Source organism: Chroococcidiopsis sp. [FACHB-1243] (genome assembly GCF_014696895.1).
Taxonomy (GTDB): Bacteria; Cyanobacteriota; Cyanobacteriia; order Cyanobacteriales; family Chroococcidiopsidaceae; genus Chroococcidiopsis.
This window is the reverse complement of record NZ_JACJQX010000009.1, coordinates 14,135-32,025: the sequence shown is the minus strand read 5'-3', so window position 1 is coordinate 32,025 and position 17,891 is coordinate 14,135. Positions and strand designations below refer to the sequence as shown.

Genomic DNA, 17,891 nt, shown 5'->3' with positions numbered 1-17,891 from the left:
CTCAATCTTGGCGCGCGCTTATTTTATGTGTAGCGCTCGCTCTAAATTGCATGATTTTAGCTACATCGCAGCCTATCTTCTCTTCCAGATTAATATGAATGCCTGCATATAGCAACACCAACATCAGTATGGCACTGTACAGCAATTCTTTAAACTGTTTATTCGGGTACTCTAGCCGCACCAATTCCGATTGCGATTGCAGTGGACTTAATCCGAGGGCACATTTATAGCACGAGTAACCAAAAGCTCTGTTAACTGTACGATTGAGCCGTGGCAACGATCTATTCTAAGCCAATTCACGCTCGGATTCCGCCTCCGATCTATTAAGAGCATTGACCTAATCGTGCGCAATGCTGTAACGTCTCTCAATGTAGACAAGATACTCCAACTCAGTAGGCGTGAGAACGACAGGACGCTCCAATAATGAGATCTCTCCCTCAAATGGGTCGAGTTGGCACGAGCGCAGTTTGGTCAGGCGATCGCCAATCTCAAGAACTTGTGGCTCTTGTTTTGGTGACAAAGCAGTCAGATGTTGGGATTTCAAGCTCAAGCCGTGCATTGTCATCGTTGGCACTTTGGCACATCGCGCAACCACACCTCGACGGTATGCGCCACTACCGCAGGCGATCCGCAAAGAGCGACCATTGCCTTGTCTTGTCAAAGGGGAAGTTTTGCAATGCGATTCACCCCTTTGACAAGCGCCAACTCTAAAATGTGCGAAAGCCTCGAACTGTGGAGATCGACAATCACACCTTCAAACTACGCATCAGTAGTTTAGTCCCGTTTGAGAGAATGAAGATTTAACCAGCGCAGATTTGGCGAAGTAATGATTTATTACAGGTATGATGTAATAAATAAATCATCTTCCCAAATTGGTAAAACAATTAATTTCGTACACGGATATGGAAGGCTTTTGCACAGTCCGATAGCCTTTTCTTTTGTCCTTGTCATTATACTCATAATTGAGCTATTTCTGCTACAAATTCAAATAGTCTCCAGGTCAGCCAGGGTGTGAGTGGTAATAATAGCTAGCAATCTTACGGGCGATCGCATTCCATCTAGGATCGCCCGTCACTGCCCCCCAATAAGCAAAGCCACGCAGTATGACTCTTGAAGATACATCTTTAGTTTTACCAGTACGAGATTTTTCTTCTCCTTCAGTGCGAGTATTACCTTGACTACTAATCTTCCCAGTGCTTAAAATCCTTGCTCGCTCCCACGTTAAAGCTCTATTTATCATCGCCTTTACTTTTGGTGTCAGGGGATCGTCGGGAAAATAAACTACCCACCTCTGGGCGTATACGACCCCCACCATTTGGTAACTCGTGTCGTAGCCTCCTTTTTCTGGATTGCCCCCATCTAGGCTTTGAAGTGATAAGCCGTCCTTAATTGACTGGCGGGCGTAGTCGATTAACTGGCGATCGCCTGTAAGTTTTCCAGTGAGTCCCAAAGCTGCTGCAACTAGGTAGCGACGGTGGGTATAAGGCTTGTTGCGCTCGATCCCTTTTTTCCAAACTGAAGGTAAAATCATCCAACGAGCGGCGCGGCGCACCAATGGTTTGTATCGCGCTATTCGATCGGCGTACTTGCTGGCTTGAGGAGATTGCTGAAGCACCAGTAGGGTACGGGAAACTGCTTGGACGAAGAAAGAAGTACTGTGAAAGGGATCGCCCGTACCCGCGAAACTACCATCTGGGGACTGACGAGCAAATCCCCAATCGAACATTTTTAAACCTGACTGTATGGCTTGGGAGTCATTTTTGAGTAGTCCGGCGATGATTCTTTCTTCACCATATCGCTGTTCTTCAATAAACCAGCGATCGGCTTCACATTGTTCCCATTTAATATTGGCGTTACTAGCACCATCTGGGGACACTGGGTTATATAAACTAGAAGGATGACGATATAAGATATTGACTATTAGAGGAGTTGATTCGTAATGCAAGTCTGTTTTCTGGGCTTTCTTATCTTTAGCAATACGCTCTACTCCTACAGTAATCTCAGGAGTAATCGTTCTAGCGATCGCCGTACATGAGAGTAATATTGCAAAGCTTATGGCAAGCAATACTTTAATAGTTTTAGCAGCATATATTACACGCATATCAATATTTTAATTACGTTGTTTTGCTGTAGCTGTAGACGAATTATAAAAATCTGAAAATAAAAATACAGCCCCAAAACAGCTTAACAGCCATCCTAGTACTGTAGTTGTTAGCGATAGGAGTAAAGCTTTCTCTACTGAAACTCCAACGTGATTGAGAAGATATATCCATAACCCTTCTTTTACTCCAATTCCACCTAAAGATATTGGTAACAAACTTATTACAGCAACTATTGGTACGAAAACTAATAAATCTAAATAAGAAATATAAATTTTCAACTGATAGGCAATAAAATAATGATAATAAACTATAGCTACTTGAAGGAGAAACGATAAACCTACTGAAATAACTAAAGCTTGACGATGTTGAGAGAATTGACGTAGGAGAAGTTGAACTTTAGTAAAACGAGCTAATACTTTACCAAGCCTGAATCTAACTAGCAAGGGTTCAAACCACATTAATAGTTTTGGACTAGTAATTAGTAAAACTGCTCCGACTAAAGAACCCGCGCAAGTTGCTAATAAAAGAATAATATCCCACTGCCCGATCGATTTAAAAGCAGGAGGTAAGCCAATAAGGGCGAGTGCAGACAACGCAGCTAGTCCGGTAAATCTTTCTAAAAAAACAGAAACTAGTGCTACCTCAGAATCTTGAGTTAATTTTGCCACTCGATAAACTCGATAAATATCTCCGCCCAGCGCACCTGGTAGAAAAATATTGAGAAACATTCCAGCAAAATAACTGCTAAGCAAGCTACGTGTAGATATAGAGTGTCCGCTAGACTGCAAAATAATTCGCCAGCGCCAGCAGCTCAACCATTGACAGATCGTATAGTAAATTAGAGCAAAGATAATAAAAGCTATAGATAAATGCTGAATCTCTAATTGAATTTGATGTAGATCGATCCGCGTCGTTACTAAAATTATTAGCCCAATACTGATAGCCACTTTGATAAAAGTTATTCTGTCAAGTTTCATCAATAACTCCCTAAGTCTCCACCTTCATTTGGAACGCGAGGCAGCACTCCATCTTCTTTTCGCCACAAGCGCAAACGAGCGCCAAACGTTTCAAATTCAGGTTTTCCTAAAACCTGTAAATACTGCAAGAACTCACGGCTGAACTTTCTTTCTGCATGGTCGTCCATGTGAATCCATACCCTGTTAGCGTTCTCCAAAATCTGGCTCAAACGATCTAAGTTAGTTACCATTACACCACCAGCCCAGCGATCGATGACTCGTCCTTCATGCCAATAAGGTACGTCAAAGGCAATCTTCCCTGGCAAAAAGTAGTCCAGTCCGCCTAAATATATTGCCGCTCCAGGCGGAGAAGGAGAAAGTACCACATCTCCCAATTGCCTGCGATCGCGTATATACTGAAATACTCGATCGTTGCGTCTATTGATAGAATCCTGATAAGCAGCAAGTACTCTTTCTGGCTCAATATTAGAGATAAAAAGCAAGATAAGCAAGACGATCGCAACATTCCTTAGAGGTAACAGTCCATTCAATATTTTCTCGTAATATCTTCCTAAGTTCTCTATCACAATAGTGCCACTGTAAATAGATAAAATAATAAAGATTGGATAAACTTGATAAGCATACCGAGTAGCAATTTGATAAATTAATAGGGTTAAAACTACTAAATTTAGTAAAACGCTACTAAATAAAAAAACTAGTTTGCCATCACGTTGTTTGAGAAAATACGCAAATCCTAAGAAAAAGAAGGAAGTGTAAATTACGTTCAAGCGACTATTATTAATAAAAAAGTTATTGACAAGTCCAGTTATATTAAATAAGTGTAATCTCAAATAGGAATCCGTACTGTTAGAGATTGATACCACAGGAGTCAAGCATTTTATAGAAAAAAAGATAATGTTAAACGATATGACGATTGAACTAACTAAGCTACTGACTATAAGATGCCAGTCATCAACAAATCGAAATGGTCGGTAGAAGCAGAGAAAACCGAGAAGAAAACAAGGCATCAAAGTGATTGTAACTTCTTGACTTAGGACGGTAAGAGTTAAAGCGATAAAAAAGCCGTGCTGGTATAGTTTCCCTTCTCGAAAAACAAAGCCCTTAAAAAATAGCCAAAAGGATAAGAGGCTTGTAAATTGTACCATTTGATAAAAACGTAAAAAGCGAGAAAAATAGATCTCGAAAGGATCGATCGCCAACAGAGCTGTAATAAAAAGAGCAATCCAAATAGGAGTAAACTTACGAGCAAAGATAAAAACTAAAACTAAAGTTGCCGTACCCCAGAGAGCTGAAAACAAGCGAGCGTGGACGACTGACTCTCCTATCAACCGCAACCAGAGGGCGACTGCATAGTGGTATGCTGGCGATCGCGTGTACCAGATGCCGGAGGTTGCCTGCGGCGCTCTCGTTTTGAGAATGCCTCTAATTGCATCTAGTGAAGTATTTTCGTCGGCTTCGCAGTCCCAAAAGCCGAGGTTGTAGACTCGTAAAATCAATCCTAACAAAGCGATCGCGGCTACTAGTAACCACTGATTTTGCAAAACTGCTTGAACTTTTTCCAGGTAGTTCCAATGTAATTTAGGTAGAGCTTGTGGCAGTAAAAATAAAATAGAGCAAGCTATAGCGACAATTAACAGCAAAGATGAAATGCTCGGGACTAATGCGGTAACGAAGATCGCGCCAAAACCTGCCGATAGCAGTCTTCCCAAGAGATTTCGCTCGCGATCGCTTCTTTTGTGGCTCCACAGTAGCGTTACAGCTACGATACCTAAAAATCCTAGCCAAATCAAAGAATTACTTTGAGATTGGGCGAATATTATCCCCCGTTCGGACTCGGCATATCGGTGTTTGAGTAGACCGATACCGATTAAAAATAAAATTCCTGGTAGCAACAGCCCCGTTCCAACACTCAAGTTGTGCCACCAGTTGCGATAATGCTGCCGTTGACACGAACCCAACAACCAAGCTCCTAACAGTGCTAGTCCCGTGCTTCCAACACACCATAGACCAGCCCGCCAAAGGTAGTTGGGATAATTCAACCAATAAGCATTGCCTTCAAACTTGCGGCGAAGTTCTAACGGGATTGGAGGGCGAATGGCGATCGCCGCCCGTCTCTGCTCCACCCCCAAGTCCGAAGGAAGTAGAGCATACCATCGATCGCCAGTGGCAAATGTTGCTACTAAATTACCCTTTAGTTCCATCCAGCCATCTAAGAAAAACTCTAAAGGGCTACCCTCATCTGACCCAGACAGGGGACGAACCAAACGCACGGTGATGATATTCCGACCCGGGTGGAGGAAATTCGTAATATCGTACATGTGCAATTGGCGATCTGCGAAGCGCCTGACGAGCAACCCGTCGATCGATAGGAGGTACTCGCTACTCCCTGCAAATCTCACGTAGGCACGCCCGCGACCGCCTTCGATCTCCCACTCGCCTTGAAGTTGCACCTCCCCTTTAGCAGATTCGTCGCCTGCAATCCACATTCCTTGCAACGGGCGATCGAATAGATGTGAAGACACTCTACTGTAGGTTTTTTCTCGCACGGAACCGACTGTCACAGCATCGCTCCAGTCTAGAGGCGTAAAGTTTGGATCGAACCAAAAAATATCTCGATCTGTTTCGTACAAAGTCGAGATCTGCCAGGGAGCCACTCCCGTCGTCAGATCGATCGGTGGCGCATTCGGTACGGTGTGGACGTATCCTTCGATCGCCATGCGAGGATTTGGGCGACCTTTTTGAACTTCCAAAGCAATTGTATTCTTCCCCACTTTGAGATAGGGAGCGAGATCCGCGTAAGTCGTTATCTTCCAGTCTCTGGCATTGGCAAGGTGCAACCAATCATAGCCATACGTTCGGTAGGAAACACTTTCTAGTTTTTGAAATTTTTCGCTCAGGCGGCTACTCAAACCCCAAGCGTTGTACAGCACGTCTTTTTCCTTAGCGATCGCCTGCCCGTTGACGTAGAGAATAAAATCATTGTCCGCGCTGACTCGCAACCAAGCTGATTGCGCGGGAGCGGCAAGATCGAAATCGTGACGGGCATAAAATCGATATGTCGGTTGCGATGCTCCAATCCATCTTGCTTCGGTAGACCAATCAACACGTTCTAATACTGAGGGTATTTTATCTATGGTAGAAAAAGCAAGTAATCCGATTAAAAATCCTAAAATAGGGATAAGTAATAAAGAAAGCAAGCGATTTAATTGTGTAGGATAACTTTTAATCAAAAGAACTGATGTAGCAACCATTTAAAGTTTTTAGTTTGAGGACAAAACGTAGAACTGATATGCCAAGCAAATACAGTGAATAAATTTATTACTTTTTTTGCCATTTGTAGATTGCCGAATAGTATCTTAATCTACAGAGATTTCACTCAAGACTGGTTCTTCACTTTCTAGCTCAACTATGTAATCGTCTCGTTCATTCCAACTTTCCTTATCAATGGATTGGCGATACAAATTCCAAGCTCGTACCGAATCGTCACTGCGAAATTTTGCCCAACTCTTATGTAAGTATCCTTGAGCAATTATAGAAAGGTTGGGTAATTGAGAGTAGTGCTGTGTTTCTATAAGTTTTTGTGCCGATTTAGCAGAATCTTCAAACTTGGCGCTTGCTACTTCTGCTAGTAAGAGATCGTAAAGCGCTTCAACGTGATTGGGAAATATCTGTAATGCTTCTTTAAAATAATTTGCAGCTATTTCAGGCTTCTGAGTGTTAAAATAGCTAACCCCTTGGTTAATATAAGTTGTAGCTAAGTACCCTTTAGCTACAAAACTAGTTGAATCGTCATTCAAATACTGTTGAAAGTAACGCTCTGCTTCAAAATAATTATTTAAATTATATTCCTCAACTCCTTTGGCAAAAGAAACTAAAGCTAAGTTAGGTACGTTTCCGTAAAATGCTGCTCGTGCCATACGACAGAGAAACCGACTGTCGCTTTTTAATGGTGGATACCATAAACCGATAGCGTTACTAATATTTAGTACTTGGCGGTACTTAGCTTGAGCAACTAAAGTGTCGAGTTGAAAGTTAATAACGTTGGGTGTAATTAGGGAAATAGATAAAATAATTAACCCTACACCGAACCAAGGAGCAATTTTAGTTGTATCTTTAATAAAAAGATCTAAGCCTCGATCGCTAAAACTTAAGTAAATTGCTAACAAACATAGTATGAGACCGCTAACAGTATATCCCCAACCGCGCCCGACAAAAGCAAAAAAATTATTGCTATAACCAAAGCCTTTGACTAATAAACGATCCCAGGAAGCGCTCTGAAAAAAGCGTACATCTCCTATTGAAAAGTCGGCAACTGAAGCAATAGCAGTCGAGCGATCGAGCAAAATATTTTGTTTCCACTGACTTTGGACGTTAGGAAAATTTTTTTCTATATGCTTGCTAACTCGTGACGACTGTTTATAGTAAGCAGTACTTAAATAGTTGACCGTTGGCGACCAAGTGACAATTATGTAAGGAAATAGTAAGATAGCTAGAAGACTAATCCACAAAAATAAACGGATAATTTGTTTAGAAATATGATGAAAAGTAAATACACAAGCTAGCAGAGCAAGAGTTAGTGCTAACACTCTACCCAGTTGTGCTACTGTAAGTCTAAGTTCAAAGATTTCTAAAGCTTTTGAAGGCAAATAATACCAAGGGTAAAGCGTCCCAAAAACTAATGTTAATGCTGCTATTGAAAAAACAATCTTTTTTCTATTTAAAAATTTCATTTAATTATATTTATTCCAAAAATTGAATTCAACAAAAAAATTGTTAAGTTAATACTTATAAATTACTAATTTTGAATTACACTCAAAAATTTTTATGTAGTAAGCAAAGTGATAAATACTCCGAAATAACAGAGGAAAATTGTAACGATCCGATAACAACTAGCCTTCCTAACCTTTCTGTATTAAGAAAATGATCGATGTAGCTATAAACATTTTTTTACTTCTAAGTTCTAAACTAATTAATATATGAACAAATGAAGTCAATATAAAAGATATTATAGCCGTAGAAACTACAACGTATAAAAAATTACTAAGAAATATAAAAAGCTTTCCAATAAGATAAACAAGCAATGATTTTCTATTAATAATAGTCTGAGGCGTACTAGAAGTAAGAATCGAAATTCCTGGTTGTAAAGATATAGTAATGTAGTGTTGAATTGTTTCAAATGAAGCTTGAATTAAATTCCATGTAAATATTATGACAATAGCGAAAACTAAAATATTAAAAATAAATTGTAGCCAAAGCAAAGAATCTTCATCATAATTCAACCTTTTTTGGTTGTTTAAAGTAAGAGTTGTACTATTATTAGTTGCGGAGTAATATTTTTTTATTGCCTCATCTACATTTGCTTTAGAGATACCCACTTCTTTAGCAATTGCTATTAACTGCGTGTAAGATATATCATCTTTAAATTCATTCACAGATAAATGAGCGGCATCTTGAAAAATTGCTTCAACCTCTTGAGTAGTAAAAAATAAACATTTATTATCTTGCATCTTTTTATTTTTGTATTATTGGCTGAACTGCATCTTTCCAACTATCAAATATTTCAAATGCTCGGTCGAGTTGTGCGATCTCTAGTACGAGACTGACAGAAGGTTGTAGGTGACAAAATATTAAACGATGTTGCCATTGCCGAGCATTCTTATGCATAGTGATTAAATACGCTAGTGCCGAACTATGTACAAGTGCTATCTTCGACATATCGATCGCGCACAAAGTAGGAGAATATAATAGGAGATTTACAAAGCTTTGGTGGAGTATTAAAGCTGTATCGCGATTTAAGCAATCGAAGTTAGGTTGAATAACAAAAATATTGCTGAGTCGTGTCGTTTGTTCGGATATTATCACAATCCTTTTATTCACAATATTAAACATGGCTGACTTTTATTAGATGCTTTTATTCTTTTTGTGGCAGTGTCTTTAGCCGATCGCCAGGTTTCAATGCTCTTGGGTTCGCGATGACTCGTTCTCCAGGTTTTAGCCCTTCTATTACTTCGCGCTGGTTGTCGCGTGTCCTACCTAGTTTTACTTTTCGGATTGTTACTCGATCTGCCTTGGCGATCGCCACCATTCCTTCTCCCCCAGACAAATGCGTAATCGCACTTTCTGGAACGATCGCGATCGTTCGACTGGAAGTAAATTCAACGTAGCCCTGCAAACCTGGTGGCATAGCCAAATCGTCGATCTTTACCCATACAGAGTAAGTATATTGGCGGTCGGCTCCCACTTTTAGGGAGCCGCTCTGCTCCGATCGTACGGTAGGGTTGAGGCGGATCGTCCTACCTCGATACGTGCGTCCTGGGTACGCTACCAATCGTACTGTAGCGCGATCGCCGATCTTGACAGCATCGAGCCGTGCTTGATCGACGTAACCTTTGAATACTGTATTTGCAGTTAACGTTACGACGGACTTGGATAGATCGGTAGTTTCTCCGCTCGTGACGTTAACTTGACTGACTAAACCAGATTCGCTGGCGCGGATCGTGGTGTAGCTAAGACTTTTCAAAGCAGTCCTCAACTCTATCTCGTTTAGTTGCATCTGAAGACGGGCAGTTGCCCTTTGCTTGCATAAGTTACTTCGAGCAACTGCTAACTCTTGCTGAGCAGTTATAAAATCATTTTGTCGCTCTGCATACAACGCTTGCTTGTCGTAGCGCTGCATTTTACTAATAGCTCCCTCTCGTACTAGAGTATCGATCAATTTAGATTCGCTTTGAGAGATCGATAACCTTCTTCGAGCTGCTTCAACATTAGCTTCTAGTACTGCTAGCTGGGTTGGGATGGTTTCTTTCTCTGTATGAAAGTTAATAGAAGCAATAGCTAGATTCTTACGTGCGGCATCGACGGCAAGTTGGAAAGGAAACTGCTGAATCTGGATTAGTGGTTGTCCCTTGCGTACTTGCTGCCCTTCTACGACTAGAGTTTTTTCTACAGTTCCAGATACCAAGGGACGGATTTCCACTTGCTGCAAAGCAACAGACTCGCCAGGGGCGGCGGTGGCTTCCAAGTTGCTTAACCTTAACCTTACTGGTACGGTTTGGACGACAATCGGTCTGCCGTTCAATCGTTGCAGTGCCGGATAACCAATTTTAGAAGAGTAGAATTTAGATTCGGGATTTCTTAAGGCAGGTAAAAGCACGGTTATGGAAAGAATTCCTATAATACCCAGAGGTACGACAATTACCGTACTGAGAAAGATCAGAAAAAGAGGAGTTGGGCTGCGATTTTGACACATAGAAAGCGGTTCTACACTCTTGCGATCGCCCGCGATTTTTACTGAGAGAAAACAGGAAATCAACTTCTATTGGGATTATCGAGGTAGCACTGAAAGATCGAGCGGTACGATCTTAACTAAATTGATAACTCACGGCGATCGCTCTGGACTTGCAACAGCAGTTTTGATTGTTTGTAGATGACTCTGACAAGAGGAGAGTTAACCTAATACTCTATTCGGTTTAGAAAAAGTTTTCGCTCGAAGCTGGCATAAATGCCTGACTTCATTTTTGAAGTCAGGTTTAGCATAAATCGGTAAAAATTACTGAGTTGCCCCGTTATTGTGAAACGGACATCCAGCGGTTAGCCCTTGCAAAAATTTGGAATTATCGAAGTAATGTTCCAATCTCTCGATCTGTAAGCGATCGTTGACATGAGCGACGGAGACTCCCACGATTTCAATCGTCTTGCCCGTAGCAGCATAGTTTTTGAACGACCCTGTAAACTCGCCCCAGTGTCGCCACTTAAACGTTACAACAGGAGGAGCCGAGTAAACTTCCACTAACTCCCATAAGAAACCTTCTGGAAAAGCCGCGTGAAATACATCGGCTGATGATTGAAAATCTTCCCGATCTGGATCGTAATGTTCGCTCTTGGGTAGAAACGTGTTATAGGTTCCTATATTAGCAATTTCTTCAGCAGTGTAGGCGCGACCGTTGTTCGTCTGCATCACGAACTTTTCTTGGGCAATCGAACGCCACTCAGATGGATTTTCTTTGAACGAAGCCTCCATCTCAAACACGCGGACGAGATTCTGGGCAATCGCTGCTAGCGATCCTTCAGTATGGTTGTACTTACTGTGTTTTGCTAGGCGTTCCTCGCTTTTCGTGTAGTCTGGTTTTTCACCGTAACGCCAAGACCGAGATTCGTTATCTAAATCGAGAACTGCGGCACGATTATGAACGCCTAGCGAGATATCTTCTCTATCTGTCATTGTTTTCTCCAATTTTTTGCTAGCAGACACAAACTCACCGAGAAATTTTTGTCAATGCAATTACAACCATTATTCAGTAGTAAAATTTCTGACATCGACTGCCTGAGTCAGACAAGTTTTCAGCATCGTGCGATCGGCACATGAAGATCAAGATATCACAAAAAATTTACAACGCAAGAAAAACTATCAATTAATACTAATTTGATAGGCTATTTAACAATTGCGAAATTTTTGGCTTTGCTGCTGGCGAAGCGTATCGCATTGCTTTTGTTGCCAGCTCTTTCGCTGCTGCTTTGTCGGTCGATGCTAGTAGTATAGCTTTTTCTTGTAAAGCATCTACGTTGGTGCCGTCACGATTCAATATGCTATCGTAAATTTTTTGAGCTTCTTTTGGTTGTTGCGTTACTGCATAAAGCCGAGCCAGGTTCATCTGCCACTCTATCTCTTGAGGCTGTACTTTTACTAGCCGTTGCATTAGTTCTATAGCACCACTATACTCTGCTTTTTGGATCAGAAGGTTGGCTAAATTTATGAGAGCGTCGGTGTTTTCTGGTTGAGCGCGGAGGACTCCCCTATACTGCTCGATAGAACGAGCGGTCAGGGCATCTGGAGAATTTGCTACTTGGCGTTCGTACCAAGTAATTCCGAACCAGGATGCCAGGGAGACGAACGCCAAAAGTCCGAGTAAAGCAAAAACTTTAGAATTTATTAGCTTTGTCTTCAGCGAGGAACCAGAGGCAGTATAAGCTCTCAACGATGGAAAAGATAAAGAATGTAGCTGCGAAGCAAGTCGCCTTGTCTCGCCTCTTTGATTGATGTTGAGCAATTCTTGAGTCAGCCAAAAAATTGCTGCTCCCGCACCGCCTCTAGAAACAACTTTACTGTCTCCCTCTTGCTTAGCTATTCGGACGGCAGAATAAAATGTCTTGTATATGACTCCCGTAGTATCGAGTGGGTCGGTAATGGGAGTTAAATGTGGCTCCAAGCTCAAAACATCCGATGGAGGAACTCCTAGTAGGTCGCATTTAGTGAAAACCAAAGATATTGGATAGAAAATACCGTTTTTAGCTGTGAGAGAAGCAACGGCTAGCAATTGCTGCATTATCTTGTTGAGACGAACGACATAATCGGGCTGATTTACAAGAGCGAAAGCGTCGAAGAAAACGCAGCAGCCATGAGAGTTGAATACTAATTCTTGAAAATTTTCGTTGTCTGGTTCGCAAATTTCTCCTGGTACGTCGCTCCAAGAAAAATTATACAAAACTTTTTTACGCTGATTGACTGACATTTTTAGAGCAAAATTGAAGTTGCTAATTTTAACGGAGGGAGGAGGATAGTCTCCCGTCTCTCTAATATGTCCTAGCAATTTTAATACATTTTGTTCCGTTACTGAATCGAGACTATCTACTTTGATTTCTTCTACAGAGTCTCGCAGATCTAAATAAGCTCCTGCCAAAAATACTGTTTTGCCAACTCCCCGTTGACCTAAACTTAGTATTCGGTAGCAATTAGTTTTTTTTGTGGGAGTAGTAAGGAGGTGAGAAGCCATGACTTTATGTTGTTGGATAAAGCTATTCTATTAGTTTGCTAGAATGAAAGTGCCGTTTAATTATTGAATTTTATGCTATCAAACGTCGAACAACTTATATATACTTCTTTCGACGATGTAGGTTTTACTTCAGCGTATAGCAAAGGCTTTCCTCTAAGTTTAGAGAGTACTATTAAAAGCGAAATTATTGACCGCTACTGGGACGCTTATCAACCTCCGCCAGAAGGATTTACAGCAGTATATCTTCATCAAATTAATCGACATGAAACGCTTTTTGGCTGGTTGTACAATGAATGCAACGACGATCGTGGCAGAAAACACGTTCCATACTTTCTAATCTACTACGTAAAAGATCTTCTAGAACAGTCTCTTCTTGAAGAAATAATAACACTTTTAGAAAAAGGACCGCTACAAAAGACAGTTAGAAGTGTGAAACCAGAAAGTTTAAATAGCATTTTAGTAGACGCTTCATTTATTTCCGTTTCTACAAGCAATGGAGTTGACGTTCCTCAAGATATTCGTAATATTTGCTACATTGACCTAAAGTCCGAGCGACTTTTGCATTTTTTTACACCGGAACCACCTACTAAAATAGCTTTCAATCTCGACCGCCATAAATACACCTCTATTAAAGATATTTATTCCGACCAAATCTTTAATAATTCCTTAAAGGTGCGGAATATTTATTCTGTTGTAGAATCGATAGTTCGCAAAGAGAACTTTACAGTCGTTTTACCAATCGTAGTATTTATTGCCTTACTATATGGACTGCTTTTTTTACCTTTTTTATCCGTACCCAAATCTGAGAGTACGCCTTCAGCTCAAATGCGGCATTGAATCAATTTTATCTTCTCAGAATAGTCCTAGTCTAAATATCTCGAACTTGACGAGAGTTTACCGTTTGCATCGTTTTTAACCGAGTTAATGTTGGACTTCGTTTTATAATCTTCAACAGAAGTAAATAAAAGAAGTAACCCCGTACCCATAAAAAAAATAGCAATGCTAAATGCTATAAGACTTAGTAGCGTGTCGCTTAAAAAAAACGCTGGAAAGTGTTGTGAAGATTTTTCAGTTATAAAATTAGTTGCACTCATTCCTGTAAAGTGCATAAAACCAACTCCTATTGTCAGAACGATTGCACTAATAAAATTAGCTATTCTTTGCGATGAGGAGGGAACTCTTTGCAACCATAATAATAGTAAAATTGCTAAATGCGATACAGCGATTCCTACAATAATAGAAACTAAGAACAGAAACCAATTATAGTGAATTGTTGCTCCTGTCTGCATAGCCGCCATACCTACGTAATGCATCGTAGCGATTCCAAGTCCAACTAAAACCGAACATAGAGAAGTTTTAACTACGCTGGCTTTTGTCGGATCTTCTGCTTCTACAACTAAGAAAAAGGCTTGTCCCGAAGCAAAAATCGCTGGACCAATCGACATAATTGTAAATAATGCATTGTATTTAGTCCGAACTGGAAGAGAAAAAGCAATCATTGAAATAAAGTGTAGCGTCCAAATTCCCAAACCCAAGCTGATTGAACTAAGAATTAACCATAGCTTGCGTTGTCGATCTCGATTTTGAATTGATAAAGGTAATAAGCTAAATGCAGTATATGAAGCAAATACTCCTGCAACGAGCGCGATTAAAATTAGGTGAAGGTCGTATGTTCCTTGAATGTTGTTCATAGTTTTTTAGTTAAGCTTGAGAGGAAGGATTAAACTTTTTAGTTTTCAGTCGAGTAGCGATCCCATTTCGATTGGTCAAAGCGAAACTATAAACCTCTTGCCACAGAGGAACGATCCGCGACCAGCCAAACCGGACTTGAACATCTTGTAAGCCTCTTCGTCCGAGCTGTTGAGCCAGATTTGGGTCAGCTAGTACTTTCAAGATTGCTGCTGCCAATGCGTCAGGGTCTTTTTGGGGTACTAATAGACCAGTGACTCCAGAACGGATAACATCGCCAATACCACCCACTGCACTAGCAATTACGGGCTTTTCGTGGGCTAAGGCTTCGATCGTCACGATTCCTAAACCTTCGGTATCGCCTTTGCTATCGACAATGGCAGGTAGGACAAAGATATCGCAGGAAGCATATGCATCTGCCAATTCTTCTTTACTGACGAAACCGAGGAAGTCTACCACTTTATCTAAACCCAATGCATGACACTGAGATTTAATCTCCGTTTCTAGGATTCCCTTACCAACCACCTTTAAGCACACGGGCTGTTGTTTTAAAATCAGTGTCAAAGCTTCCAACAGATATCGCAATCCCTTACGTTCGTCCAGTCTGCCAACAAAAAGTAATTGAGGAATCTCCCCTACTGCACGTTGTTTGGGCGGTTTTGCCTCAATCGTCAAACCATAGGGAATTACGGTGACTGCGCCAGCATAAATTTTGCGTACCAATCCTAGCGTGAAAGAAGAATTGGCAGTGACGCTGTTGGCATGGGGCGTAAGCCAACGCAAAATTGTCGAGACAAAGCGGAATTTCTTTGCGAGTAAAAGTTCGGCTCCGTGAAAACTGAACACCATCGGAATGCCCAAGCTCTTGCTAGTAGGAAATGCCATCAAGCCGTGGGGAAAAGCCCAGTGAACGTGGAGTAGGGCGGGTTTTTCTTTGCAGCACACCAGAAATAACTGAATCGTACCTAGAAGGATGTAAAGCGCTGCTGCTAGTAAATAAAGCGGCTGTTTTTGCAACTTAGTCGGCGCTCCATCGCGGACGAGATTTTCAAACCGCTTGATACAGTAGCGAAAGCGATGAACTTTCACGCCATCTAATATATAGCTTTTACTGCCTTCGTAAGCTGGAGCAAAAACTGAGAACGTAGTTTCCGCAGATTGGCAGCGTAAAATTGCTTCTCGCACAAAGGCTCCGTGATTGCCTTCTGCATTTTGAGGATATACCGAACTGACAACGAGAATGCGTTTATTCATTAGGAACTGGGAACGAGGATCAACGGAGAGTCGAAACTACTCGCTACTCGGTCAATAATTTGCTAAACGATCGCTCTGGACTTGCAACTCGAAAGCCTCCCTACCAGCACGGAACCCAACATAAATCGCCTTGAAAGCAGCTGAAATGTACAAGCGAGGTTGGTGAAGCTGCCGCTCGACATGAAACCAGCACAAAGCTCTCAGAAAACTCATTGCCGATGTCATTAGTCGTCCGCGACCAAATTTGCTTTTGCCGGAAAATCTGGGATGCCAAGGTGTGAAAACTTCTGTAATATTATATCCCCATCCTGCCAAAACTGCCAAAAGGTAACGATGAGTAACGATATTGAAGGGTATTTCAGCGAGAATATCGCGACGTACGAGCTTGATCCAGTTCATGTCATGAATTTTCAAACCAAAAAACATCCGACAGGCAAGATTGGCGAATTTGGAAGCCATGACTTTACCATCACCGCGTTGCTGTCGCCATCCGGCAACACCATCAACTCCTGGTACGCAAGCTTCTAACAATAAAGGTAAGTCGGTTTGAAAATCGGACTCTAGATCGGCTTGTCCCCAGAATACCCATTCTGTATTGACGTGGGCGATCGCGGTTTTCCAAACTCCGGTAACACCTCGCTTTTGAGGATGTCGAATTGTTTTTAAATAAACATATTGACAGCATAACTGTGTCAAAATTTGTGGTGTACTATCTGTACTACCATCATCAATTAAAAGTACTGGTAGAGTAAACCCCAGATTTTGAAAAGCGCGATCGAGCGTTTGGAAAAGCTTTTTCAAACTGCCTTCCTCGTTCAAGCAAGGAATTACAATTGTAACCGAGTGACTCAAAAATGGAGATACGGGTGTTGGTAAACTTTTTATAGATTTCACTAGTCTGCTCCTCTGTTGTTTACTCGATGGCAAAGATAAAAAAAATTTTGTGTTGAAGTTCCTCAACCCACACTTTATATCTCGCTCGACCTATTATTTAACCGAGATTAGCGGAGCTTCAATATTATTCTTTAGTATGACGAGCGTAGTTTCTTATTACAAAGCTATAATCGGGATATTTCTCAGACTTTATACTTTTCAATTTCAATCTTCAAATGCAAAATCTTCCAGGCGGGCAAGCGCTATTAATATCAACCCAGCAAGCCCTGTCACGAGCGCCAATACTGCTAAAAATAGGGGTAGAGTGGGCAGCATTAAGAAATCATTCCTTCCTGATGTTTGTAATTGTCTACACGCTACGTGAAGTAGCTGACAGATTGCCTTAATCGCTCCAGAGCGAATTATCGCCATTGCTACTATTCCTGTAGCAAAGCCAAGCATTGCTCCCTTTTTTAATTTTATAGATACTAGCAATTTTGAAATTGAGAATCCGCTCACTATATATTCTAGGATAAATGTAAAAATAACTATGATGATTGTTCCTGTCAATATACGCTCTAGTATTAGAGCTATTTCGCCAATGAATAGATACAAAAGCGAAGGTATCAATGAGATTAACGAAAGAGTAAATCCTATTTGCCGCAAGCGAGTTATATTCATAGAGGAAGTTTATAGAAAAGATAGATTATTTGAGCCACTCCGCGCACTAAAGTGACGCGGATTCAGGCAAGATATGAAGTGTGAAAATTAAATTTCTCAAAAAGATAGCTTTAAGTAGCCCTATACAAGGTATCAACTTTAAATCTAAAAGACAAGTTAGTTCCTAATGTAAGATGTAAATTAATTTGAACAACTCAAGAGCTGTTTCAAGAGATTTTTACTAGTTAAAGAAAGTTAATATTTTAATGTATTAGTATACAAAGAACGTAATGGAATAGCAATTGCCTACAGTTTTATGGAAATTTCTAATTTTACCCTAGCTGGTTTAGCGGCTACTAGTTTTGTAGCGGGGATTATCGATACGATCCCGGGAGGGGGTGGAATGCTCACTCTTCCCACGCTTCTCTCGACGGGGCTTAGTCCCGCTAATGCATTGGCTACCAATAAGCTTCAGAGTTTTTTCGGCACGGCTTCGAGTTCGCTCCACTTTCTTCGCCAAGACCGCGTTAACGCTAGAAAGTCCTGGCTTGTCATAGCTTGCGCTT

15 protein-coding genes are annotated in these 17,891 nt (G+C 41.1%); 1 reads left to right on the top strand and 14 read right to left on the bottom strand.

The annotated features are described in order from the left end of the window. Positions 1 to 337: 337 nt before the first annotated feature. The 10 genes from H6G17_RS08665 to H6G17_RS08620 form a co-directional block, all read right to left on the bottom strand. Complete coding sequence (locus H6G17_RS08665) at positions 338 to 661, bottom strand: hypothetical protein (RefSeq protein WP_192156183.1); 324 nt, start codon at positions 659 to 661, stop codon at positions 338 to 340. A 339-nt stretch (positions 662 to 1,000) separates the two neighbouring features. After that, positions 1,001 to 2,101 (bottom strand): hypothetical protein, encoded by a 1,101-nt coding sequence (locus tag H6G17_RS08660; protein ID WP_192156181.1) that lies wholly within the window; start codon positions 2,099 to 2,101, stop codon positions 1,001 to 1,003. Positions 2,102 to 2,110: 9 nt separating this feature from the next. Continuing rightward, complete coding sequence (locus H6G17_RS08655) at positions 2,111 to 3,079, bottom strand: lysylphosphatidylglycerol synthase transmembrane domain-containing protein (protein WP_192156179.1); 969 nt, start codon at positions 3,077 to 3,079, stop codon at positions 2,111 to 2,113. After that, positions 3,079 to 6,330, bottom strand: coding sequence for a glycosyltransferase family 39 protein (locus H6G17_RS08650; protein WP_192156177.1), 3,252 nt, complete (start codon positions 6,328 to 6,330; stop codon positions 3,079 to 3,081). The genes H6G17_RS08655 and H6G17_RS08650 overlap by 1 nt, the downstream gene beginning before the upstream one ends. A gap of 105 nt (positions 6,331 to 6,435) precedes the next feature. Further along, positions 6,436 to 7,809 (bottom strand): tetratricopeptide repeat protein, encoded by a 1,374-nt coding sequence (locus tag H6G17_RS08645; protein ID WP_192156176.1) that lies wholly within the window; start codon positions 7,807 to 7,809, stop codon positions 6,436 to 6,438. A gap of 168 nt (positions 7,810 to 7,977) precedes the next feature. Continuing rightward, positions 7,978 to 8,586, bottom strand: coding sequence for a hypothetical protein (locus tag H6G17_RS08640; RefSeq protein ID WP_192156173.1), 609 nt, complete (start codon positions 8,584 to 8,586; stop codon positions 7,978 to 7,980). A gap of 4 nt (positions 8,587 to 8,590) precedes the next feature. After that, entirely contained in the window at positions 8,591 to 8,794 is a 204-nt protein-coding gene (locus H6G17_RS33395) for an STAS domain-containing protein (protein ID WP_277875959.1), read from the bottom strand. 196 nt (positions 8,795 to 8,990) lie between these two features. Continuing rightward, entirely contained in the window at positions 8,991 to 10,391 is a 1,401-nt protein-coding gene (locus H6G17_RS08630; protein WP_199316601.1) for an efflux RND transporter periplasmic adaptor subunit, read from the bottom strand. Between the two features lie 237 nt (positions 10,392 to 10,628). Beyond that, positions 10,629 to 11,300 (bottom strand): SnoaL-like polyketide cyclase, encoded by a 672-nt coding sequence (locus tag H6G17_RS08625; RefSeq protein ID WP_192156169.1) that lies wholly within the window; start codon positions 11,298 to 11,300, stop codon positions 10,629 to 10,631. 196 nt (positions 11,301 to 11,496) lie between these two features. Then, positions 11,497 to 12,849, bottom strand: coding sequence for a tetratricopeptide repeat protein (locus H6G17_RS08620; RefSeq protein ID WP_192156167.1), 1,353 nt, complete (start codon positions 12,847 to 12,849; stop codon positions 11,497 to 11,499). A 72-nt stretch (positions 12,850 to 12,921) separates the two neighbouring features. On the opposite strand from H6G17_RS08620, the gene H6G17_RS08615 reads away from it, so the two are divergent. Next, on the top strand, positions 12,922 to 13,686 hold the full coding sequence (locus tag H6G17_RS08615; protein WP_192156166.1) for a hypothetical protein: 765 nt from the start codon (positions 12,922 to 12,924) through the stop codon (positions 13,684 to 13,686). A 26-nt stretch (positions 13,687 to 13,712) separates the two neighbouring features. Here the strand turns inward: H6G17_RS08615 and H6G17_RS08610 are convergent, their stop codons facing one another. From H6G17_RS08610 to H6G17_RS08595, 4 genes are all read right to left on the bottom strand, one after another. Further along, a complete protein-coding gene (locus tag H6G17_RS08610; RefSeq protein WP_192156165.1) occupies positions 13,713 to 14,540 on the bottom strand; it encodes an MHYT domain-containing protein in 828 nt (275 codons plus the stop codon). A 10-nt stretch (positions 14,541 to 14,550) separates the two neighbouring features. Further along, entirely contained in the window at positions 14,551 to 15,792 is a 1,242-nt protein-coding gene (locus H6G17_RS08605) for a glycosyltransferase family 4 protein (RefSeq protein ID WP_192156164.1), read from the bottom strand. Positions 15,793 to 15,843: 51 nt separating this feature from the next. Continuing rightward, positions 15,844 to 16,686: a glycosyltransferase family 2 protein gene (locus tag H6G17_RS08600; protein ID WP_347276416.1), complete on the bottom strand. Its 843-nt coding sequence runs from the start codon at positions 16,684 to 16,686 to the stop codon at positions 15,844 to 15,846. A 204-nt stretch (positions 16,687 to 16,890) separates the two neighbouring features. Next, positions 16,891 to 17,235, bottom strand: coding sequence for a hypothetical protein (locus H6G17_RS08595; RefSeq protein WP_206757150.1), 345 nt, complete (start codon positions 17,233 to 17,235; stop codon positions 16,891 to 16,893). Positions 17,236 to 17,891 lie beyond the last annotated feature (656 nt).